Annotated in this window: 22 protein-coding genes; 15 read left to right on the forward strand and 7 right to left on the reverse strand. The window is 63.2% G+C overall.

The genetic code is table 11. The features are described from left to right. Positions 1 to 56: 56 nt before the first annotated feature. From JVX98_RS05130 to JVX98_RS05140, 3 genes are all read right to left on the reverse strand, one after another. Positions 57 to 803 carry a glucose 1-dehydrogenase gene (locus JVX98_RS05130; protein ID WP_205236031.1) on the reverse strand — a complete coding sequence of 249 codons (747 nt, stop codon included), beginning with the start codon at positions 801 to 803 and terminating at the stop codon, positions 57 to 59. An 84-nt stretch (positions 804 to 887) separates the two neighbouring features. Then, on the reverse strand, positions 888 to 2333 hold the full coding sequence (locus JVX98_RS05135; protein ID WP_205236032.1) for an aldehyde dehydrogenase family protein: 1446 nt from the start codon (positions 2331 to 2333) through the stop codon (positions 888 to 890). Continuing rightward, the gene (locus tag JVX98_RS05140) at positions 2330 to 3013 is read right to left on the reverse strand and encodes a GntR family transcriptional regulator (RefSeq protein ID WP_205236033.1); all 684 of its coding nucleotides are present in this window, start codon (positions 3011 to 3013) and stop codon (positions 2330 to 2332) included. Before JVX98_RS05140 ends, JVX98_RS05135 begins: the two co-directional genes overlap by 4 nt. Positions 3014 to 3213: 200 nt before the next feature. On the opposite strand from JVX98_RS05140, the gene JVX98_RS05145 reads away from it, so the two are divergent. Beyond that, positions 3214 to 3966: a DUF599 domain-containing protein gene (locus tag JVX98_RS05145; protein ID WP_371826523.1), complete on the forward strand. Its 753-nt coding sequence runs from the start codon at positions 3214 to 3216 to the stop codon at positions 3964 to 3966. Positions 3967 to 4044: 78 nt separating this feature from the next. Beyond that, positions 4045 to 4425 (forward strand): DUF427 domain-containing protein, encoded by a 381-nt coding sequence (locus tag JVX98_RS05150; protein WP_205236035.1) that lies wholly within the window; start codon positions 4045 to 4047, stop codon positions 4423 to 4425. 42 nt (positions 4426 to 4467) lie between these two features. Here the strand turns inward: JVX98_RS05150 and JVX98_RS05155 are convergent, their stop codons facing one another. After that, positions 4468 to 5379, reverse strand: coding sequence for a LysR family transcriptional regulator (locus JVX98_RS05155; protein ID WP_205236036.1), 912 nt, complete (start codon positions 5377 to 5379; stop codon positions 4468 to 4470). 91 nt (positions 5380 to 5470) lie between these two features. Between JVX98_RS05155 and JVX98_RS05160 the strand changes: the two genes are divergently transcribed. Continuing rightward, on the forward strand, positions 5471 to 6430 hold the full coding sequence (locus tag JVX98_RS05160) for an MBL fold metallo-hydrolase (RefSeq protein ID WP_205236037.1): 960 nt from the start codon (positions 5471 to 5473) through the stop codon (positions 6428 to 6430). 21 nt (positions 6431 to 6451) lie between these two features. On the opposite strand, the gene JVX98_RS05165 is transcribed toward JVX98_RS05160, so the two are convergent. Next, positions 6452 to 7021 carry a helix-turn-helix domain-containing protein gene (locus JVX98_RS05165; protein ID WP_205236038.1) on the reverse strand — a complete coding sequence of 190 codons (570 nt, stop codon included), beginning with the start codon at positions 7019 to 7021 and terminating at the stop codon, positions 6452 to 6454. Between the two features lie 204 nt (positions 7022 to 7225). Here JVX98_RS05165 and JVX98_RS05170 point away from each other — a divergent pair, with 204 nt between their 5' ends. Beyond that, on the forward strand, positions 7226 to 8359 hold the full coding sequence (locus JVX98_RS05170; protein ID WP_205236039.1) for an aminotransferase: 1134 nt from the start codon (positions 7226 to 7228) through the stop codon (positions 8357 to 8359). An 18-nt stretch (positions 8360 to 8377) separates the two neighbouring features. Here JVX98_RS05170 and JVX98_RS05175 read toward each other — a convergent pair whose 3' ends face one another. Further along, entirely contained in the window at positions 8378 to 9103 is a 726-nt protein-coding gene (locus tag JVX98_RS05175) for a glutathione S-transferase (protein WP_205236040.1), read from the reverse strand. 158 nt (positions 9104 to 9261) lie between these two features. Between JVX98_RS05175 and JVX98_RS05180 the strand changes: the two genes are divergently transcribed. The 6 genes from JVX98_RS05180 (at position 9262) to JVX98_RS05205 (ending at position 15081) form a co-directional block, all read left to right on the forward strand. Beyond that, positions 9262 to 10263, forward strand: a complete 1002-nt coding sequence (locus JVX98_RS05180) for a LacI family DNA-binding transcriptional regulator (protein WP_205236041.1) — start codon at positions 9262 to 9264, stop codon at positions 10261 to 10263. A 147-nt stretch (positions 10264 to 10410) separates the two neighbouring features. Next, complete coding sequence (locus tag JVX98_RS05185; RefSeq protein ID WP_205236042.1) at positions 10411 to 11445, forward strand: sterol desaturase family protein; 1035 nt, start codon at positions 10411 to 10413, stop codon at positions 11443 to 11445. A gap of 8 nt (positions 11446 to 11453) precedes the next feature. Continuing rightward, a complete protein-coding gene (locus JVX98_RS05190) occupies positions 11454 to 11765 on the forward strand; it encodes a MocE family 2Fe-2S type ferredoxin (RefSeq protein ID WP_192450521.1) in 312 nt (103 codons plus the stop codon). A gap of 81 nt (positions 11766 to 11846) precedes the next feature. Continuing rightward, entirely contained in the window at positions 11847 to 12791 is a 945-nt protein-coding gene (locus tag JVX98_RS05195) for a substrate-binding domain-containing protein (protein WP_205236043.1), read from the forward strand. Between the two features lie 203 nt (positions 12792 to 12994). Then, the gene (locus JVX98_RS05200) at positions 12995 to 14200 is read left to right on the forward strand and encodes an NAD(P)/FAD-dependent oxidoreductase (RefSeq protein ID WP_192450074.1); all 1206 of its coding nucleotides are present in this window, start codon (positions 12995 to 12997) and stop codon (positions 14198 to 14200) included. Next, complete coding sequence (locus JVX98_RS05205; RefSeq protein WP_192450075.1) at positions 14200 to 15081, forward strand: sugar phosphate isomerase/epimerase; 882 nt, start codon at positions 14200 to 14202, stop codon at positions 15079 to 15081. The genes JVX98_RS05200 and JVX98_RS05205 overlap by 1 nt, the downstream gene beginning before the upstream one ends. On the opposite strand, the gene JVX98_RS05210 is transcribed toward JVX98_RS05205, so the two are convergent. Then, positions 15074 to 16015, reverse strand: a complete 942-nt coding sequence (locus JVX98_RS05210) for a LysR family transcriptional regulator (RefSeq protein ID WP_192450076.1) — start codon at positions 16013 to 16015, stop codon at positions 15074 to 15076. The two genes, JVX98_RS05205 and JVX98_RS05210, sit on opposite strands and share 8 nt — an antisense overlap. Before the next feature lie 153 nt (positions 16016 to 16168). On the opposite strand from JVX98_RS05210, the gene JVX98_RS05215 reads away from it, so the two are divergent. The 5 genes from JVX98_RS05215 to benB all read left to right on the forward strand — a co-directional run bounded on the left by JVX98_RS05215 (position 16169) and on the right by benB (position 20608). After that, the gene (locus JVX98_RS05215) at positions 16169 to 17350 is read left to right on the forward strand and encodes a muconate/chloromuconate family cycloisomerase (protein WP_205236997.1); all 1182 of its coding nucleotides are present in this window, start codon (positions 16169 to 16171) and stop codon (positions 17348 to 17350) included. Positions 17351 to 17360: 10 nt separating this feature from the next. Further along, positions 17361 to 17651 (forward strand): muconolactone Delta-isomerase, encoded by a 291-nt coding sequence (gene catC / locus JVX98_RS05220; protein WP_192450077.1) that lies wholly within the window; start codon positions 17361 to 17363, stop codon positions 17649 to 17651. 74 nt (positions 17652 to 17725) lie between these two features. Continuing rightward, positions 17726 to 18664 (forward strand): catechol 1,2-dioxygenase, encoded by a 939-nt coding sequence (gene catA, locus JVX98_RS05225; protein WP_205236044.1) that lies wholly within the window; start codon positions 17726 to 17728, stop codon positions 18662 to 18664. 100 nt (positions 18665 to 18764) lie between these two features. Further along, positions 18765 to 20123, forward strand: a complete 1359-nt coding sequence (locus JVX98_RS05230) for a Rieske 2Fe-2S domain-containing protein (RefSeq protein WP_205236045.1) — start codon at positions 18765 to 18767, stop codon at positions 20121 to 20123. Further along, a complete protein-coding gene (gene benB / locus JVX98_RS05235) occupies positions 20120 to 20608 on the forward strand; it encodes a benzoate 1,2-dioxygenase small subunit (RefSeq protein WP_205236046.1) in 489 nt (162 codons plus the stop codon). The genes JVX98_RS05230 and benB overlap by 4 nt, the downstream gene beginning before the upstream one ends. The last annotated feature ends 21 nt before the right edge of the window (positions 20609 to 20629 follow it).

Genomic DNA, 20629 nt, shown 5'->3' on the forward strand with positions numbered 1-20629 from the left:
GGTTCCCCCGCTTTGCGGTTTCGTTGTTCATGGTCCCAGAAATCGGATCGAAGTAATCAGATCGAGCGTCCGCCGTCGACGTCGAGCGCCACGCCGGTGATCATCGACGCCTGCGGCGAGGCGACGAAGAAGGCGGCCTCGGCAAGGTCCTCCGGTTTCAGCAGGCGTCCGAGCGGAATGGAATCGCGGAACTTCTTGCGGATTTCCTCGGTATCCTCGCCCATGAAGGTCGAAAGCAGCGGCGTTTCGCCGGCAACCGGATTGAGCGCGACGACGCGGATGTTGAACGGCGCGAGTTCGATCGCCAGCGCCTTGGTGGCGGAAACGACCCAGCCCTTGGTGGCGTTGTACCAGGCAAGGTTCGGCCGCGGCCGGTTGGCGCCGGTCGAAGCGATGTTGACGATGACGCCGGCCTTGTTTTCCTTCATGTGCGGCAGCAGCGCCCGCGTCATCAGATAGACGCCGCGCACATTGACGCCGAGGATGCGGTCGAACTCGTCGGGTTCGACCAGTTCGGCGTTTTGCGGCTTGTGGCCAATGCCGGCATTGTTGATCAGGATATCGACGCGGCCGAACTGCTTGAGGCCTGCGGCAACGGCAGCTGCGACATCCGTCTCCTTGGCGATATCGGCAACCACGGGAAACGCGTTCTTGCCGAGTTCCTTGGCGACGCGCTCGGCGCCTGCGGCATCGCGGTCGACGACGATGACCTTCGCGCCGCCTTCGATGAACCGCTTCGCAATGCCCTCGCCGAAGCCGGAGCCTGCGCCGGTGATGAGAGCGACCTTACCTTCTAGTGACACGTGTAGTTCCTCCCGAGGAGACTTGGATCATGGGTTAGAGCGGGATGCGGGCGGAAAATCGCACACACTTTTCCTCATCCCGCTCTAGCCGTGGTAGACAGAAATGGTTTTCATGCTGGCAAAGCCGTAGAGGGCCTCGAACCCCTTCTCGCGGCCATGACCGGATTTCTTGACACCGCCAAAGGGCAGCTCGACGCCGCCGCCGGCGCCGTAATTGTTGATGAACACTTGGCCGGCGTGCACGGCGCGCGCCATGCGCAGCTGCCGTCCGCCGTCATTGGTCCAGACGCCGCAGACGAGACCAAAGGCGGTGCCGTTGGCAAGCCGGATCGCCTCCTCTTCACCGTCGAACGGCATGATCACCTGCACCGGGCCGAAGATCTCTTCCTGCACGGTGCGGTGCTCGTGCGGCACATCGCGCAAAAGGGTGGGGGCGACATAGGCGCCCTCGGCCGGCGCGTCGGCGACGATCTCGCCCTGCGCCGCAACCTTCAGGCCATCCTTGGCGGCGTCGAGAAGGAAGCCCTCGACGATCGCCTTCTGCCGCTGCGAGACAACTGGGCCGACCGAGAGATCGCTTCCGGCCGGACCGACCTTCAGCGCGCGGTATCGCTCGCTCATCCGCGCCACCACCTCTTCGTAGACGGCGCGCTCGACCAAAATGCGCGACGAGGCCGAGCAGGTCTGGCCGGCATTCTGAATGCCGGCATTGACGAGGAAAGGGACCGCGCGGTCGAGATCCGCATCGGCAAAGACGATCTGTGCCGACTTGCCGCCGAGCTCAAGCGTCACCGGCACGGCGTTCTTCGCCGCTGCCGCCTGCACCATTTCACCGGTGCGGACCGAACCGGTGAACGAGATGTGGTTGACGTCGGGATGCTCGGAAAGGGCCGCACCCGCCTCCGAGCCGAAGCCGGTGACGATGTTCAGTGCGCCTGAAGGCAGGCCCTCTTCCTCGGCGATGCGGGCGAATTCGAGGATTGTCAGGCAGGCTTCTTCCGCCGGCTTGACCACGGCCGCGTTACCCATGGCAAGGGCAGCGCCGAGGCTGCGGCCGAGGATCTGCATGGGATAGTTCCAGGGGATGATATGGCCCGTGACGCCATGCGGCTCGTAGACGGTCAGCACGGTGAAGCCGTTCTGATAGGGGATGGTGTCGCCATGCACCTTGTCGGCGGCGCCGCCGTAGAATTCGAGATAGCGGGCAAGCGCCACGACGTCGGCGCGCGCCTGGGTCAGCGGTTTGCCGACATCGCGCGCCTCAAGCTCCGTCAGAAGGTCGATGTTGCGCAGCACGCCCGCCGAAATCCGGGTCAGAACCCGGCCGCGCTCGGTCGGCGTCAAACGTCCCCACTCGCCGGAGAGCGCTGCGCGTGCAGAACGCACGGCGAGGTCGATATCATCCCGGGTGCCCCGGGCGATGCGTGCGAATTCCTGGCCGTTGGAGGGGTCCCTGACGGCAATGAACTCGCCGTTCGTTGCGTCCTGCCACTTGTTCGCGATGAAATTGCCGTAGCTCTTCACAGTCATGCCTCTTTGTCAGTCCCGCGCTCTTCAAGCAGCGCCTTCAGTCTCATGGCCGTCGCGTTGATGTGGGCGCGCGCCAGCTTCTCGGATTCATCAAGGTTGCGTGCGGCGATCGCCTCAACGATCAGCCCGTGTTCGGCGACGGCCGTGCTCGCCCGTTCGCTGGACAGCGAAAACGCCGGCGCAAACACCTGCGAGGTCATGCGCAGCAGCGGTCCGAGCGCGGCCAGCGACGCATTGCGCGAGGCGGCAACGATCGCCTCGTGAAAGACGACGTTGGATTGGGTGTAGGCGCCGGGATCCCAGTTCTCGACGATCTTGCGCTGGCGTTCGACCTGCTTTGCCAGGTCCTTGATCTCGGCAGTCGTTGCCCGCTCGGCGGCGTTGCGAGCTGCCACCCCATCCATCGCCTCGCGCACCGCATAGGCGTCCAGCAGCTTCGGCAGGTCGGCGGTTGCGACCCGCACGCCGCTGCCCGGCTTGTTGACGACCAGCCCGTCGCGCTCGAGCACCCGCAGGGCCTCGCGCAGCGGCGTACGGCTGATGCCGAATTCGGCGGCGATCTTCTCCTGCCGGAGCGTCGCGCCGGGGGCGTAGACGCCGGCATAGATGCGTTCGCGAAGGGCCTGCGCCACTTCGTCGAGCAGCCGTGACTGGCTTCGCCATTCAAAGGATTGGTTCATCGATCCCTCCCAAGATCGAGGCAAATTGTATCCAGGATACAGACCGTGTCAATCCGGTGATGGCATTTAAGTCCCAGGGATTATCGCCAAGCGCTAGCGCCGCCGCCGGCTTCGGCAATCCCGACTTGCGCCACCGCGTTGACGCGCCGCTCGTCGCGGCTTCTATTAGAAACAGCTATGGTGGGAGGCCGGCCGTGCAGATGCTTGATTGGATTGCGATTATCCTGTTCCTCGTGACCTGGGTGGGACTGGAGCCGATGATGGCGCTTGGCTGGCCGCGCCGGACCGACAGCCTGATGCTGGACATGGTGCGTGTCCGGCAGGCCTGGATGCGCGAGGTGCTGACGCGGGACAGCAACTTCATCGGTGACGCCGCCATCCTCGGTCACACGATCAACTCGGCATCGTTCTTCGGTTCGGCCAATCTCATCGTCATCGTCGCCATGAGCAGCGCGCTGTTCATCCAGCCGACGATCGGCCTTCAGTCGGGCATCATCGCGATGTTCGCGCCGATCGAGCCGCTGTGGCTGTTTCAATGCAAGGTGCTGCTCGTCATGGCGACCTTGCTGCGCGGGTTGTCCGAATTCATCTGGGCGGTCCGGCAGATCAATTATTGCCTCGCGGCGATCGGCGCGAGCCCGTCGCGCGAAGAGGCCCGCGACATTGCCGCATGGGCCCACGCCCTGTCGCTGATGATCAATCCGGCCCTTCGCTCCTTCAGCCAGGGTGTCCGCTCTTATTACTTCACCGTGGCCGCGGCGCTCTGGTTCCTGGGGCCGATCGCCTTTGTTATCGCCATCGTCGGCTCGGTCGCGCTTCTCGTCTGGAGACACAGCTGGTCGGATACGGCCAAGGGCGTGATGGAAGTGCGCAGGCTGCTCGACGAGAGCCATCCGGCGGCCGCCGCGGCAGAACCCTCAACAGCCGTCCATTCTTCGGCGGCAAACAGCTGAGGGTTTTTGGCGTGACCGGTTGGAATCGGCCGGCGAGGGTACCACCTAGTATTTGTAACGCTCTGGAGGTGGTCGCCCATGTCAGACAAACCGATCAAGATCCCCGGTCCCGATCATCCGATCACCACCGAAAGAAACCCGGGCCGCGTCGTCGTCACACTCGGCGGGCGCGTCGTAGCCGACACCCGCAATGCGCTGACCCTGCGCGAGGCATCCTATCCCGCGGTGCAGTACATACCGCGGGAGGATACCGACATGTCCCTGCTTGAGCGCACCGATCATTCGTCCCATTGCCCCTATAAGGGTGACGCCTCCTATTTCAGCATCCCTCTGGGCGGCGAGCGGTCGCGCAATGCGGTATGGACCTATGAAGACCCGCACCCGGCGGTGGCCGCCATCAAGGGGAGGTTGGCTTTCTATCCGGACCGGGTGGATTCGATCGAAGAGAGCCAGTCCTAGAGCTTCCGCGCTCACCCGACGCATGCGCTCCTGGCCGCAGGGTCACGCGTCGCGAAGCCGAAACGTTTCGCGCACGGCCTTCAAGAATTCCGCCACTTTCGGCAGATCGCCGAGTTGTTGGTGGAAGAGATAGTAAATGTGGGTGGACGGCCCGGACCACGCCGGAAGAACCGCAACGAGCCGTCCGGTGGAGACGCCGTCGGCGGCAAGCGCTTCGCTGAGCATGCCGATGCCGAGGCCCTCGGCGATCAACCGTTCGCTGATCGCCGGATCGTCGACGACGATCGACGGCGGGCGCTCGAGCGTAAACTGCCTGGTGCCGTCGGAGAGCACCCAATGGGCAAGGTCCCGCCGCATGCGCGTCCGGTAGGCGATCAGAGCCAAATGCATCAGGTCTTCCGGAGACGAGAGCGCCAATCCGGCGCAATAGGCCGGGGCTGCATAGAGGCGCGGCGCGATCGTTCCGATCTTCCTGTAGATCATCTCGCTGTCGACCGGCTGTCCCATCCTCAAGGCCACGTCGACGCCTTCGCCGATCAGGTCGACATTCTGGTGGGTGGTCTGCACGTCGACCTGGACTTCGGGGCAGAGCTCCGCATAGCGCTTCAGGATCGGCGGCAGGAAGGTGCGGGCAAAGGCGACCGATGTGGCGACCCGCAGGCGCCCCCGCGCCGTACCGTCGGCGGGCTGGAAGCCGGCGATGCCGCGGTCGATGAGTTCGACGGCACCGCCGACCGACTCCAGCAGATGTTTGCCGGCCTCGGTCAGCGAGACCCGGCGGGTGGAGCGCAGCAGCAGGGCAACGCCAAGGGCGGCCTCAAGCTCTCCCAGGCGCCGGCTGACCGTGCTCGGTGGCAGGTGCAGGCGAAGCGCTGCTGAGGAAAAGCTCTCGGAGCGGGCGACCTCGAGGAAAATCCTGAGGCTGTTGAGATCGGCAGATTGGGGGGATTTCATGCGTTTCCGGAACAATCACTTCCACGATCGCAGGATAATCGACCGGCGGTTGAATTGATAGCGTCTCGGCATCCAATCGAAGGAGCCGATCATGACCACCCGCAGACAAGCTTTGGGCCTTCTTGCCGCCACCGCCCTGTTGCCGCTCGCGCCGCGTTTCGCCTTTTCCGCCGCGCCATTCTCGACCGTCGCCAATGCCGGTTATTACCGCTTCCGCTTCGGAAAGTTCGAAGTCACCGCCTTGTCGGACGGCACCGTGGCGTTGCCGATGACGAAGATCTATCAGAACGAATCGGAAGGCGAGCTGCAGCGCAGGCTGGAGGCGAATTTCCTCGGCAAGGAGCCGCATCTGTCGATCAACGCCTACCTCGTCAACGACGGCGAACGGTTGGTGCTGATCGATGCCGGATCGGGCGCCCTGCTCGGTGCTGCCGCCGGCAAGCTCGTGCGGCATCTCACCGCCTCCGGCTACCGCGCCGAACAGGTCGACGCCGTGATCCTGACCCATGTGCACGCCGACCATTCCGGCGGCCTCATTGTCGACGGGAAGCCGCAATTTCCGAACGCGGAGATCCATCTCGCCGACCGCGAATACCGCTACTGGATCGAGCGCGAGGGCGTAACGGCGCTGACCGAGGCGCAGAAGACCGACTTTCAGCGCGCGCACGATGCCCTTGCTCCCTACATTGCCGCCGGAAAGGTGAAGCGGTTCGCCGATAATGGCGACGTCTTGCCGAACCTCGGATCGACTTTGCGTGCCGGCCACACGCCCGGGCATTCCGCGATCGCGCTGAAGGGGGATGACGGCCAGCGCCTCGTCTTCTGGGGCGACGTCATTCACGGGGATTACATCCAGTTCGACACGCCCGACGTCTTCGTCAGCTTCGACGTCGATGGCACCGCGGCGGCGGCTACGCGTGCCGTGGCGCTGGCGGATGCGGCCGATGGGCGATACCTCGTTGCCGGTGCGCATCTGCCGTTCCCTGGTGTCGGCCATGTGGCGCGCGACGAAACGCTCTATCGCTTCGTCCCCTGGAACTACGTCGAGTAGCGGGGGCTGCGTCTGCCCGGTCTACGAGATGACGTTGCGCACGAAGGTCACGACATCGTCGCCGTCATTGATGTAGGCATAGGCCTGGGCCGAGCTGTAGACGGTATAGGCGCCGGTTGCGTAGCGCTTTCGCTCGCCCGAGAGCTCGAGCGTCAGGGCGCCTTCCGTCACGAACAGCATCTCATGCCAGCCCTGCGGGTCGGGCTCGGCGTCGTAGCGTTCGCCGGGCGCCAGCGACCAGAGCCACATCTGCGCCTCGCTCGCAGCCGGGGTGGACGCAAGCAGCCGCGCCTCACTTTCCTTTTGCCGACCGCGCCAGGTCACCGCGTCGATGCTGTCGCCGGATTGTCGTTGCGGATCCCGGACGAGATCGATGAAGCCGACCTTCATGGCGGCTGCCAGCTTGTCGAGGCTGGAGAGGCTGATGTTGGCATCTCCGCTCTCGACCGCGACGATCATCCGCCGGCTGATGCCGGACGCATCGGCCAGTGCGGCCTGGCTGAGGCCGGCCGCCTGGCGGATCCGCTTCAGGTTTTCGGCGACGTGAGACAAAACGTCGGACCGATCTTGACTGTGCAATATATTGCTCATAACGTCTTTCTACAGCGACCGAACACCAATTGCCACAGCTTTTCCAGGGGGCTCCGATAGCAACGGAGTGTCTGTGCGGAGGCGTGTCAGCTCGTCGGTTCATGTCACAGCAGACGGCAATTCTCAACGAGAGCGTCGTGGCCGTCTCGACCATGGCACCGGCATGGTCGGGGCCATGCTTTCAACATTCGAAAGGAAATCCGCATGAAAATCCGCGACTTCGGCGTCGAGATCTGGATGAACCGCTACGAGAACCATTGCGAATGGAACCTCGCCGAAACCTGCGTCGAGCCCCTGACCGTCGCGGAACTCCTCGACATGGCGGGCAAGACGGATACGATCCTTGCCGAATTGCTGCCGCTGAAACTGACCTATGGCGCGATCGAGGGATCCGAGCGGCTGCGCGGGCTGATCGCGGGCCTCTATGCGAAACAGGCGATCGACAATGTCGTCACCACTCATGGCGCGATCGGCGCAAATGCGCTGGTGCACGAAACGCTGGTCGAACCGGGCGACCGGGTGATTTCGGTGCTGCCGACTTATCAGCAGCACTATTCGATCCCCGAGAGCTACGGCGCCGATACGCGGATCCTACGCCTGACGGAAGAGACCGGCTTCCTGCCCGACCTCGAGGAATTGCAGCGGCTGGCGATCCCCGGGACCAAGCTGATCGCCATCAACAATCCCAACAACCCGACCGGCGCACTGATGGACCGCGCCTATCTCGAAAGGATCGTCGAGATCGCGCGCGCTTGCGACGCGTGGGTCCTCTGCGACGAGGTCTATCGCGGCACGGATCAAGAGGGCAGCGGCCTGACAGCGTCGATCGCCGACCTCTATGAAAAGGGCATCAGCACCGGCAGCATGTCGAAGACCTTTTCGCTCGCCGGACTCAGGCTCGGCTGGATCGTCGCGCCGCCCGAATTGATCCAGGCCGTTTCGGTCCACCGCGACTACAACACCATCAGCGTCGGCATGCTCGATGACCATTTCGCGGCCATCGCGCTGGAAAACAAGGACAAGATCCTTGCCCGCAGCCAGGCGATCACCCGCACCAACCTCGCCATTCTGTCGGACTGGGTGGATGCTGAGCCGCTGATCTCTTGGATCAGGCCGCAGTCGGGCACGACGGCGCTTCTGAAATACGACCTGCCGATGACATCAGAGGCGTTCTGCCTGCAACTGCTTCAGCGAACCGGCGTGATGTTCACGCCGGGCAGCGCCATGGACATGGAGGGCTACATCAGGATCGGCTATGCCAACAACGAAGCCGTCCTGCGCGAAGGCCTGAGGCGCGTCTCCGCATTTCTGCGCGAACAGCGGGCTGCCGCCGCGTGACGTTGGCGGCGCATCTCCTCAGGGCGCGATGTCCAGTTCCGGATAGCGGCGGAAGATTCCGTTCTCGTTGAAGGCCAGCCGCCGCGGTGAGGCGAGATAGGCGGCGATGTTGGGCCGGCTTTTCACCGAAGCATGCAGCTTCAAAAGCCCGGGATATTGCGGCTCATAGTGGCGCATCGCCTTCGGGAAGGCATAACGCAGCCCTTCGATCACCTGGAACAGCGACAGGTCGACATAGCTGGGGCCGCCACCGACCGCGTGGCCGCCGCCCGCGGGGTTCTGCTCAAGCATCCGCTCGAAGTAACCGAGAAATTTCGGCATGCGGTTTACGACAAACTCCAGGGCCCGGTCCTTCGCTTCCGCCTTCTGGTCTTCGTAGTATTTCGATGTCGCGATCGGATGGTGCGTGTCGTGCACTTCGGCGATGAAATCGGTGATCGTCAATTGCAGGCCGTTGGCGAACCAGCGCAACGCTTCGTCTTTCGGCGCCAACCCCAGTTTGGGGCCGAGGTAGAAGAGGATGTTAGCCACATGCGAAATGATCTGGTCGCCGTCCCTGAGAAAAGGTGGGGCAAAGGGAATGTGCGCTTCGGTCGTGCTTTCCATCAGCCTCATCATTTCGCCGGTGCCGCGGCCCAGCTCGCGCGTGACGTCGACATAATCGGCGCCGGCATCTTCGAATGCCAGCCGCACGAACTCGCCGCGCCCCTGAATGCCGTCCCAGTAAAACAGTTCATAGCTCATGGAAGCCTCGGTGTGATTCTGAATACCGGCTTGATATAGGCGGCGAACGAGCGATGGCGAGGGCGGGCTGAACGAGGACAGACACTCTGTCGAGCAAGCCTCGCCCTATGCTAAGGCGTTACAGGCGGGCGTCGTTGGTCTATATGAGGGAAGTCTCCGTGAGCAAGCCGAACTATCGCGACATTGCCGAGCTTGCAGGCGTCGGAACCGCGACGGTCGAGCGGGTCTTGAACGGCCGCGGTGGTGTCCGCCCGGACCTCGTCGAAAAAGTCGTCGTCGCGGCGCGCGCTCTGAACTATCCGCGAACCCTTCCCGAGGCCCATCGCGGGCTGCTGCGCATCGACGTGCTGATGGTGCGGCCGGAGACGACCTTCTATCGCCGCCTGTCGCAGGCCTTCCAGCGGATCGCCGAGACGCTCGATCCGCTCGTCGTCGTGCATCGCAGCTTTACCGAGGAAATGAAGCCGGAGGAAATCGCCAGGCGCATCCTCTCGACCGAGGTCAGCCGCGCCGGATTGATCCTGGCCGTACCCAACCATCCGCTGATCAGCGCCGCCGTCGAAGCCGTGATCGCGCGCGGCGTGCCGGTGGTCCATGTCGTGACGAGGGCCTCGCACGAACTGGGCGCGTTCGTCGGCATCGACAATCATGCGGCCGGACGAACGGCGGCGCTCTTCATCGCGCGCGTGGCGCGCCAGACAGGGCCTGTCGTCGCCCTTTGCCACCCGATCTATCAGGTCCACCGCGACCGCCTCAGCGGCTTTTCGGATTATTTTGCAGCGCATCCGGGCGAGCGCCGGTTTGAGTGGCTGGGCTTTACCCGCGACGAGGAGCATTACGGTGCCGAAGCCTTGCGATGGGCGCTCGACATGTATCCTGACATGGCCGGCCTCTATAATGCCGGCGGCGCGAATGCGGCCCTGATCGACGTGCTTCGCCGGCATAAGCGCGGTAACGAGATCTTCTTCGTCGGTCATGAACTGACCGACTACACCCGCAAGGCGCTAAGCGATGGCATCATGGACGTGGTGCTCGACCAGGCGCCGGAGGCGCAGGCCCGTCGCTCGCTTGACCTGATGCTGCGCCGGATCGGGCTTTCCGAGATGGAGCCGGATACGGCGCCCATTCGCTTCATCACCATCACCGCCGAGAGCCTTTGATCTGATTTGATCAAACAAGCTTTCGCCGTTCCCACCGCCCCCTGCTAGATTTTTATCAAGAAGGAACGCGGATCGGACCGAACCGGACAGCGATCTCCTTCATCGGAGTTTGGCGGAGCGCATGCGGTCCGCCGGGAGGAGAGCGTCATGGATGATCTGAAATATGGAAAGCGCAACAAGCGCGGCGACTGGGCGCCGAACGACCCGATCGAAACCGCGCCGCTGTTTGCCTTCCCGCCAAAACTGCTGGCGCTCGTAAAGTGGCTGCCACACTATTTCTTTCCGTGGAATGCGATCTTCGCGGCCTCGGCCGTTGCCTATTGGGCCTGGGTCATCCCGCCGGTCGAGACGATGCAGAGCTTGAGCGTCGGCTGGATCGCCTGGCTCTATGCGGTCAACGCGGTCTGCGTCTTCCTGTTCTACGGCGCGTTCGAGATGCACCTCTATGTGCTGAAGCGGCAGGAAAACCGCTTCAAGTACAACGGCAAGTTCCCGGCCGAGCAGAAGAGCAAGGCTTTCTGGTTCGAGAGCCAGAACCTCGACAATATCCTGCGCACGTTCTTGTCCGGCGTGACTATCTGGACCGCCGTCGAGGTCGGCATGCTCTTCGCCTATGCCAATGGCTATGCGCCGTGGCTGACCTTCGCGGACAATCCCTGGACGCTCGCTCTGGTCGCACTCGTCGTGCCTGTCATCCACGAGTTCCACTTCTTCTGCATCCACCGGCTCATCCACACGCCGCTGCTCTACAAGTGGGTGCACTCGGTCCACCACAATTCCGTGAACCCGTCGCCGTGGTCGTCGCTGTCGATGCATCCGGTAGAGCACCTGCTCTACTTCGGTACCGCCTTCTATCACCTGATCCTGCCGTCGAACCCGATCCTGATGCTTTATCAGCTGCACTATGCGGGCTTCGGCGCCATTCCCGGTCATGTCGGCTTCGACAAGGTCGAGGTCGGTGAAGAGACCCTGGTCGATAGCCACGCCTATGCGCATTACCTGCACCACAAGTACTTCGAGGTGAATTACGGCGACGCCCTGATCCCGCTCGATCGCTGGTTTGGCACCTGGCACGACGGCTCCAAGGAGGGCGAGGCGCGGATGCAGGAGCGCTATCGCAAACGCAAGGAAAAACTCGCTAGCCGCAAGGCACGCAACACCATCGGGGAGGCAGCAGAATGAGCACCGTGATCACCTGGATACCCGCCTGCAAGCTTGACGACATCGAACAGGAAGGGGCGATCCGCTTCGATCATGGTGGCCGCACCTACGCCGTCTACCGCGGCCCCGACGATAGCGTCTATTGCACCGCCGGCCTCTGCACCCACGAGGCCGTCCATCTCGCCGATGGCCTCGTCATGGACTACGAGGTCGAATGTCCCAAGCATTCCGGCGCCTTCGACTACCGCACCGGTGAAGCCATCAGGCTTCCGGCCTGCGAGAACCTGAAGACCTATCCCGCCGAAATCGTCGACGGCGAGGTTCGCGTGGCGCTCGGCTAGGGCCGCCCACGCAAGCATTGATCAGGCCCATCGGGGCCTCCGGAATGCGATCGGGTGATCCGGCACCCTCGGGAGGAAATCATGAAATCCATGTACCTGGCGGCAGCGCTTGCCGCCTTGATGGGAAGTGCTGCCTCGGCGGAGACGATCGGCGTCTCGATGCAGAGCTTCGACAACAACTTCCAGACCCTGCTGCGCGAGGGCATCAATGCCCGGGTCGGCGAGGTCAACGGCGCCACCGTCCAGATCGAGGATGCGCAGACCGACATCTCCAAGCAGCTCAACCAGGTGAACAACTTCATCGCGGCGGGCGTCGACGCCATCATCATGACACTGACCGATACCTCGGCCGCAGCAGGGATCAGCGAAGCCGCCGAGAAGGCGGGCATTCCGCTCGTCTACCTCAACCTCGAGCCGGAGAACCTCGGCAAGCTGTCGGCAAAGCAGGCCTATGTCGGCTCGAAGGAAACGGACTCCGGTAAATTGGGCGCGGAAGCCGCCTGTTCGCTGCTGAAGGAAAAGGGCAAGGCCAGCGATGCGCAGGTCTACATCCTGATGGGCGATCTTGCCCACCAGGCCTCGCGCGACCGCACCTCGGCGTTCAAGGAAACGCTCGCTGCCGGCGACTGCAAGGGTGCCACCATCGCCGACGAGCAGTCGGCCGCCTGGACGCGCACCAATGCGATGGATCTCACCACCAACTGGATCACCGCCGGACAGCCGATCGACGTGGTCTTTGCCAACAACGACGAAATGGCGATCGGCGCCATCCAGGCGCTGAAGGCCGCTGGCGTGTCGATGGACGACGTGATCGTCGTCGGCATCGACGCGACCCAGGACGGGCTTGCCGCCATGGCTGCCGGCGACCTCGACGCAACCGTGTTCCAGAACGCCAAGGGGCAATCGGCAAGTGCCGTCGACACCGCCGTCTCACTGGTGCGCGGTCAAAGCGTCGAAAAGAACGTCTGGGTTCCCTTCGAGCTCGTCACGCCGAAGAACATGGCCGATTACGCAGCGCGCAACTGATCTTCTACGGTCCTTTGATCGTCGCCGGTCAAGGGACTGCAGGAACTCGAAGTCCTACAGCGACCGTGTCTGATCAGACGTGCGGCGCTGAGGGCCGGCGCATTTCTCCTGCCTGCGCCGGCCACCTTTTTTGAACGGACTGACAAATCTACGTGCGGTTCTGCTGAACCGCACCCGTCAACGCCTGGTCTACGGAGCAAGCCATGGATCGCATCGTCATCATCGGTGCCGGGGAATCCGGCACGCGCGCGGCCTTTGCGCTGCGTGAATCGGGCTTTGCCGGCAGCGTCACGCTCATCGGTACGGAACCGCATCTGCCCTATGAGCGCCCGCCATTGTCGAAGCCGCTCAATGGCGCGGTGCAGATGAAACCGATCTGCGGCGCCGAAGCGCTGGAGGCTGCCGGTATCGACTATATCAAGGGCGTTTCCGCGTCTCGACTGGACCGGCATGCACGCTCCGTGACCTTGAGCGATGGGCGGACACTCGCTTACGACAAGCTGCTGCTCGCCACCGGTGCCCGGCCGAGACGGCTCACGTGCCCCGGTGCCGAGCGCGCGCTCGATTTCCGCACGTACACAGATGCGGCGACGATCTTCGCCCGCGCCGATGCCGGCAGACAAGTCGCGATCATCGGCGGCGGGCTGATCGGCATGGAGCTCGCGGCCGTGCTGCGCGGCAAGGGCATCGCTGTCAGCGTCATCGAAATGGCACTGAGGCCGCTCGGTCGCGCGGTGCCGCCACGCTTCGCCGCGAGGCTCCACGCCCGGCATCTCGACGAAGGCGTCACCTTCCATCTCGGTCAGGGGATCGCTGAAATCACCGAGGATGCGGTTGTTCTTTCCGATGGCACGTCAGTGCCGGCCGATATCGTTGTCGCCGCGATCGGGGTCCAGCCGGATACAGCACTCGCCGAGGCGGCAGGGCTCGGCGTTGGCAACGGCATCCTGACGGATGGCCATCTCTTGACCAGCGATCCGAACATCTATGCATCAGGCGATTGCGCCGCCGTGGCCCAACCGGGTGGCGGGCATGTTCGGTTTGAGAGCTGGCGCAATGCCCGCGCCCAGGCGGAGGTCGCCGCCCGCAATATGGCCGGCGGCAAGGAGGTTTTTGCCGCGATCCCCTGGTTCTGGACCGATCAATATGATCTCGGTCTGCAGGTGGCGGGTCTGCCGCATCCGGACCATCAAAGCGTGACGCGCCGGCTCGACGGCGGCGAACTCGAATTCTACCTGAACGGCGGTCGCCTCGTCGCGGCCGCGGGCCTCGGTCTCGGCAATTGTGTGGCCAAGGACATCAAGCTTTCGGAAATGTTGATTGCCGCCGGCATCAGCCCTGATCCGGGAGCGCTCGCCGACGCCAGCGTGAACCTCAAGGCGCTGCTGAAAAGCGCGCGGGCTGCGTGATGCAGAAACTGCTTGTCTTTCAGTCGCTCTGGGCGATGGAGCGCCGGCATGCGGACGGTCATGAGCGCAGTCTCGAAGAGAATATCGCTGCTATCGTCGAGGCCGGGTTCGACGGCATCAGCGCACACTATACCAACCGTCGGAATGTCGAACGCCTCAACGAAGCGATCCGCGGCACCGGCCTGAAGATCGAAGGTGTCTGTTTTCCTCGAAGCGTCGAGGATCTGCGCTTGACGCTGGAATTGGCTGCGGAATTTCCGGTCAGCCACATCGACCTGCAGGCCGACATTCGTCCGCGCCGGGTCGAGGACTGCCTGCCGCTTCTCGACGGATGGATGCGGTTTGCCGAGGATACGGGCGTTCCCGTCTATATCGAAACCCATCGCAATCGGATCACCAGCGACCTTCTGTTCACGCTCGACCTGCTCGACCGTCGCTCCGACCTGCCGCTCTTGGCCGACCTCTCGCATTATCTCGTCGGCCGGGAGTTTGCCGTCCCGGTCGAAGACGAAAGCCATGCACAAATCCATCGCATCCTGCGCAACGCTAGGGCTTTCCACGGCCGCATCGGCTCCTGCCAGCAGATCCAGATCGAGATGTCCTTTCCGCAGCATCGGCTGTGGGTGGACCTCTTCCATCAGTGGTGGACCTACGGCTTTCGGCACTGGCGCTCCCGTGCCGCTAAAGATGCCGAACTGGTCATGACCTGCGAACTCGGCCCAAGGCCCTATGCGATCACCGACAGGAACGGCAACGATACGACCGACCGATGGGCCGAAGCGCTTTTGCTCCGCGATATGGTCCGCGAGATCTGGGCGGAGAGTGCCACTTCCCCGACGGGTGAAGCACGGGAATTGCGGACGCCCGAACGCGTCACTTAACGAAGGACGGCCGGAACGGCAGATTGTGCTCGAGACCAAGCCATGGCGGGTTTTCCGCATACATCTCCACGATCAGCGCCTTGATCAGCTCGATGTAGCGCGAATTGTCGCCGACCCGGTGGTTGAGGATAACGGGCGAGGTCGCCCGCTCGCCCTCGATCATGCGATAGTGCAGGTCGGAGCGGACCTGACGCGCCGAGGAGGGGACGATGCAAAGTCCGGCATCCGAGGCGACGAGGCCAAGTGCACTCTGGATTTCGCGCACCTCATGCACTTCGGCCGGGCGCACATCCTCAGCGTGAAGCAGGCTCAACACGTGGTCGGCATAGCTCGGGCGCGGTTCCTTCGGGTAGACGATCAGCTTTTGCCCGGCAACCGCGCTTAACGGCAGCGGAGACGTATCATCGGCAAACGGCGTGCCTTGCGGTATCGCTAGGGCGAGCCGCTCTTCCCGCATGAGGATGCCGGCGACGTTGGGGTCGTTGTGATGCAGCCGGCCGAAACCGACATCGATCCGGCCCTCCTTCAACGCCGCGATCTGCTGCACCGACACCATCTCCAGCAGGCGGATGTCGAGTTCCGGCGCGTTCTGCCTGAGCTTGCGCACCAGCGTCGGTAATCCGCCATAGAGCGTGGACGCGACAAAGCCGATCGACAGCACCCGGTTCTGGTTGAGGCCGACACGACGCGTCGCCTCCACCATCTGTTCCACCCGGCCGAGCACCTGTAGCGACTGTTCGTAGAACAATCGGCCTGCCTCCGTCAGCCGCACCGGCCGGCTCTTGCGGATGATCAGCGGCACGCCCAGTTCTTCCTCAAGAAGCTGGATCTGCCGGCTGAGCGGCGGCTGGGCGATGTGCAACTGCTCGGCGGCGCGGGTGAAATTGCGCTCGCGGGCCACGGCGACGAAGTAGCGAAGCTGGCGCAGATCCAATGTTACGGCCCCTATTGTCCTACCATTGCGGTATGTTGCAGTGCGGCAAGCGCATGAATGCGCGTAATCTTTGTCATACTATACCGTGAAGGTATCGTAGATAACCTATTTGGTGTTGGACGTCACCCGGTGCGTGAGCGCACAGTTCACGGCATGAACACGACCCTTGCACCCATCGCTCCGACCGCAGCCTTTTCTCCCGTCGTCGAACGGGTCGAAACTGTTCTGGTCGATCTGCCGACCATCCGGCCGCACAAGCTCTCGGTCGCGACAATGACCGGCCAGACCCTGATGCTGGTGAAGGTGCATTGCAGCGACGGCACGGTCGGCCTCGGCGAGGGCACGACCATCGGCGGTCTCGCCTATGGCGGCGAGAGCCCGGAATCGATGAAGCTTGCAATCGATACCTATTTCGCACCGCTTATGGTCGGCGAGAACGCGACCCGCGTTCGCGCCCTGATGGCCCGCATCGGCAAGGCGGTGAAGGAAAATCGCTTCGCCAAGAGTGCTGTGGAAACGGCGCTGCTCGACGCCCACGGCAAGCGCCTGGGTCTGCCGATCAGCGAACTGCTCGGCGGGGCACTGCGCAAGCGCCTGCCGGTCGCCTGGACGCTGGCGTCGGGCGACACGGCCAAGGATATTGCCGAAGCTGGGAAGATGCTCGACCTTCGCCGCCATCGGATCTTCAAGCTGAAAATCGGCGCACGGCGGCTGAAGGACGATATCGCCCACGTGGCAGCGATCAAGCACGCCCTCGGGGACCGCGGCGCGGTGCGCGTCGACGTCAACATGGCCTGGAGTGAGTTTGAGGCGGCCTATGGCATGGCAGCACTTGCGGACGCCGGTTGCGAACTGGTCGAGCAGCCCGTCGCCTCGACCGCAGCACTCGGTCGCCTGGTCCGTCGCTTCCCGGTGGCGCTGATGGCGGACGAGTCGCTTACGGGACCGGAGAGCGCGTTCGAGATTGCCAAGACCAAGGGTGCCGACGTCTTCGCGATCAAGATCGAGCAGAGCGGCGGCCTCTTCAATGCGCAGCGCGTGGCTGCCATCGCCGATGCCGCCGGCATCGAACTTTATGGCGGCACGATGCTGGAAGGCGGCGTTGGCACGGTCGCGTCAGCCCATGTGTTTTCCACCTTCGCCAACCTGCAATGGGGCACGGAACTCTTTGGCCCGCTGCTTCTGACCGAGGAAATCCTGGCGACGCCGCTCGACTACAGCGACTTTGAACTGACGGTGCCGGACGGGCCGGGGCTCGGGATCGAACTCGACGAAGACCGGCTGAAATTCTTTGCGCGCGACGGGCTGCGCAAGACGATCAGCGTTGCAAAGTGAGGATCAAGCCATGCTGTTTCACGTCAGAATGGACGTTCACATCCCTCACGATCTGCCGGCCGAGCAGGTGGCGGAGATCCTCGCCCGGGAGAAGGCCTATTCGCAACAGCTGCAACAGAGCGGCAAGTGGCGGCATATCTGGCGGATCGCCGGCCAGTACGCGAACTACAGCGTCTTCGACGTGAAGGACAATGCCGAGCTGCACGAGCTTCTCTCGGGCCTGCCGCTCTTCAAGTTCATGCAGATCGAGGTCACGCCGCTGCTCCGGCACCCATCCTCGATCCGTGACGACGATAGCTAGAATTTGTGAGCGCCGCGGCCGGGAGGTTTGGCAGGCGGCTCGAGCTTCAAGACAATCCAAGTGGAGGAATTGATATGAGCGTGAAGATTTTCGACAAGCCGGAAACGCAAGCTTTCCTGAAGACCTTGAGCGGACTCGACAAGGACGGCGGCAATCCGCGCGTCAAGCAAATCGTGCACCGGGTGATGTCGGACCTGTTCAAGGCGATCGACGATCTCGACATCACGCCTGACGAATACTGGACCGGGATCGCCTGGCTGAACGAGATCGGCGCTGCCGGCCAGGCCGGCCTCATCTCGCCCGGCCTCGGCCTCGATCACTTCCTCGACGAGCGTCTCGACGCGATCGACGAAGCGCTCGGCATCCAGAACCAGACGCCACGCACCATCGAGGGCCCGCTCTATGTCGCTGGCGCGCCGGCTTCGGAAGGCTTTGCCCGTCTCGACGATGGCCGCGACACCAATGGTCAGCCGCTGATCATGCACGGCACCGTCTATGACGCCAATGGCCAACCGCTGAAGGGCGCGACCGTCGAAGTCTGGCACTGCGATACCCGCGGCTTCTACTCGCATTTCGATCCGACCGGGCTGCAGGCGCCGTTCAACATGCGCCGCACGATCGTCACCGACGCCAAGGGCTGTTACAAGTTTCAGAGTATTGTGCCGCACGGCTACGGCGTGCCTCCGGGCAGCCCGACCGAGCAGTTGCTTTCCGCCCTCGGCCGCCATGGCCAGCGCCCGGCCCATATCCATTTCTTCATCAGCGCCGATGGCCACCGCAAGCTGACGACCCAGATCAACATCGCCGGCGACCCGCTGGTCAACGACGATTTCGCCTATGCGACCCGTGACGGCCTGGTGCCCGATGTCACCGAGCGCACCGACGAGGCGAGCATCAAGGCCAACAATCTCTCCGGCCCCTTCGCCGAGATTGTGTTCGACATCCATCTCACCTCGCTGGTGAACGGCGTCGACAACCAGGTGAACGAGCAGCGCAAGCGCGCCGCCGCTTGATCACCTCTGCGGCGGCCGACTGAGCCGCCGCCCCCTGACATCAGACATTGTTGCAATCGCTAGAGCCGAGCACGGATCAGCTGGTTGCGGGAGAAGAACCATGTCCGCAGTTATCGACAAAGCCCAAGCCCTCGACGACCTGCTCGCCACCGCGGTCGAGGACGATCATGAGGCCGGCTCCTTCCGCTGCCGCCGCGACATCTTCACCAACGAAGACCTCTTCGAGCTGGAGATGAAACACATCTTCGAAAGCAACTGGGTCTATCTCGCTCATGAGAGCCAGATCCCCGAGAACAACGACTATTACACCACCACGATCGGCCGGCAGCCGGTTGTCGTCACACGCGACAAGACGGGCGAACTGCACGCCGTCATCAATGCCTGCGCCCACCGCGGCGCCATGCTCTGCCGCCGCAAGCACGGTAACAAGGGCAGTTTCACCTGTCCTTTCCACGGATGGACTTTTTCCAACACCGGCAAGCTCCTGAAGGTGAAGGATGAAAAGACCACACAATATCCGCCGCAGTTCGCGAAAGACGGTTCGCACGATCTCAAGCGTGTCGCCCGTTTCGAAAGCTATCGCGGCTTCCTCTTCGGCAGCCTCAATCCGGATGTGACTTCACTCGCAGACTATCTCGGCGAAACTAAAGTCATCATCGACCAGATCGTAGACCAGGCGCCCGGCGGGCTGGAAGTGCTGCGCGGCAACTCCTCCTATATCTACGACGGGAACTGGAAGCTGCAGATGGAGAACGGTTGCGATGGCTACCACGTCAGCTCCGTTCACTGGAACTATTCGGCGACCATGGGCCGGCGCCACGAGGAGGGCACCAAGGCGGTCGATGCTTCGAGCTGGAGCCGGTCCGTCGCCGGTGTCTACGGCTTCGACAATGGCCACATCCTGCTCTGGACCAACACCATGAACCCGGAGGTCCGGCCGATCTACAGCCACCGCGAGGAGATCAAGGCGCGCGTCGGCGAGGTGCAGGCGGATTTCATCGTCAACCAGACCCGCAATCTCTGCCTCTATCCGAACGTCTTCCTGATGGACCAGTTCAGCACGCAGATCCGCGTCACCCGTCCGATCAGCGTCGACAAGACCGAGATCAGCATCTTCTGCTTTGCACCCAAGGGCGAAAGTGCTGCCGATCGCACCCTGCGCATCCGCCAGTACGAGGACTTCTTCAACGTCTCCGGCATGGGTACGGCCGACGATCTCGAGGAGTTCCGCGCCTGCCAGCAGGGTTATGCGGGCATTACCGCGCTCTGGAACGACCTGTCGCGCGGTGCGCCGCTCTGGATCGACGGACCCGATGAGAATGCCAAGCGCATGGGGCTTCAGCCGCTGCTCTCCGGCGAGCGCAGCGAGGACGAAGGCCTCTTCGTCCGACAGCACGAATATTGGGCGAAGGTCATGCGCGATGCGCTTGCCTTAGAGAGACAAGGAGCGGTCGCATGACGATCTCCTATGACACCGCCTGCGCTTTCCTCTACCGCGAAGCGCGCCTGCTCGACGACCGGCAATGGGACGAATGGCTGACCTGCTATGCGACCGATGTTAGCTATTGGATGCCGGCCTGGGACGACGACGATCAACTCACCGAGGACCCGCAATCGCAGATCTCGCTGATCTACTATCCGAGCCGAGACGGCCTGGAGGATCGCGTCTTCCGCATCAAGACCGAACGCTCCGGTGCGTCGACGCCGGAGCCGCGCACCAGCCACAACGTGAACAATGTCGAGCTTGTGGCCGATCGCGGCGAGGAAGCGGACTTCCGCTACAACTTCCATACGCTCAACCACCGCTACAAGGTCACCGACCATTTCTTCGGCACCATGTTCGTCACGCTGCGCAAAAGCGGCGATGGGCTCGTGATCTCGCGCAAGAAGATCGTGCTGAAGAACGACTACATCCGCCAGGTCATCGACGTCTACCACATCTGATGACCGGCGCCTGACAGGACT

Origin of the sequence: Ensifer sp. PDNC004 (genome assembly GCF_016919405.1) — a bacterium.
In the GTDB taxonomy this organism is placed as follows: Bacteria; Pseudomonadota; Alphaproteobacteria; order Rhizobiales; family Rhizobiaceae; genus Ensifer.

What these genes read in the sequence shown, in the direction of transcription:
- JVX98_RS05135 (WP_205236032.1), bottom strand. Translation starts at nt 2,333, where the DNA reads ATGACTGTGAAGAGCTACGGCAATTTCATCGCGAACAAGTGGCAGGAC.
- JVX98_RS05140 (WP_205236033.1), bottom strand. Translation starts at nt 3,013, where the DNA reads ATGAACCAATCCTTTGAATGGCGAAGCCAGTCACGGCTGCTCGACGAA.
- JVX98_RS05145 (WP_371826523.1), top strand. Translation starts at nt 3,214, where the DNA reads ATGCTTGATTGGATTGCGATTATCCTGTTCCTCGTGACCTGGGTGGGA.
- JVX98_RS05150 (WP_205236035.1), top strand. Translation starts at nt 4,045, where the DNA reads ATGTCAGACAAACCGATCAAGATCCCCGGTCCCGATCATCCGATCACC.
- JVX98_RS05155 (WP_205236036.1), bottom strand. Translation starts at nt 5,379, where the DNA reads ATGAAATCCCCCCAATCTGCCGATCTCAACAGCCTCAGGATTTTCCTC.
- JVX98_RS05160 (WP_205236037.1), top strand. Translation starts at nt 5,471, where the DNA reads ATGACCACCCGCAGACAAGCTTTGGGCCTTCTTGCCGCCACCGCCCTG.
- JVX98_RS05165 (WP_205236038.1), bottom strand. Translation starts at nt 7,021, where the DNA reads ATGAGCAATATATTGCACAGTCAAGATCGGTCCGACGTTTTGTCTCAC.
- JVX98_RS05170 (WP_205236039.1), top strand. Translation starts at nt 7,226, where the DNA reads ATGAAAATCCGCGACTTCGGCGTCGAGATCTGGATGAACCGCTACGAG.
- JVX98_RS05175 (WP_205236040.1), bottom strand. Translation starts at nt 9,103, where the DNA reads ATGAGCTATGAACTGTTTTACTGGGACGGCATTCAGGGGCGCGGCGAG.
- JVX98_RS05185 (WP_205236042.1), top strand. Translation starts at nt 10,411, where the DNA reads ATGGATGATCTGAAATATGGAAAGCGCAACAAGCGCGGCGACTGGGCG.
- JVX98_RS05195 (WP_205236043.1), top strand. Translation starts at nt 11,847, where the DNA reads ATGAAATCCATGTACCTGGCGGCAGCGCTTGCCGCCTTGATGGGAAGT.
- JVX98_RS05200 (WP_192450074.1), top strand. Translation starts at nt 12,995, where the DNA reads ATGGATCGCATCGTCATCATCGGTGCCGGGGAATCCGGCACGCGCGCG.
- JVX98_RS05205 (WP_192450075.1), top strand. Translation starts at nt 14,200, where the DNA reads ATGCAGAAACTGCTTGTCTTTCAGTCGCTCTGGGCGATGGAGCGCCGG.
- JVX98_RS05215 (WP_205236997.1), top strand. Translation starts at nt 16,169, where the DNA reads ATGAACACGACCCTTGCACCCATCGCTCCGACCGCAGCCTTTTCTCCC.
- catC (WP_192450077.1), top strand. Translation starts at nt 17,361, where the DNA reads ATGCTGTTTCACGTCAGAATGGACGTTCACATCCCTCACGATCTGCCG.
- catA (WP_205236044.1), top strand. Translation starts at nt 17,726, where the DNA reads ATGAGCGTGAAGATTTTCGACAAGCCGGAAACGCAAGCTTTCCTGAAG.
- JVX98_RS05230 (WP_205236045.1), top strand. Translation starts at nt 18,765, where the DNA reads ATGTCCGCAGTTATCGACAAAGCCCAAGCCCTCGACGACCTGCTCGCC.
- benB (WP_205236046.1), top strand. Translation starts at nt 20,120, where the DNA reads ATGACGATCTCCTATGACACCGCCTGCGCTTTCCTCTACCGCGAAGCG.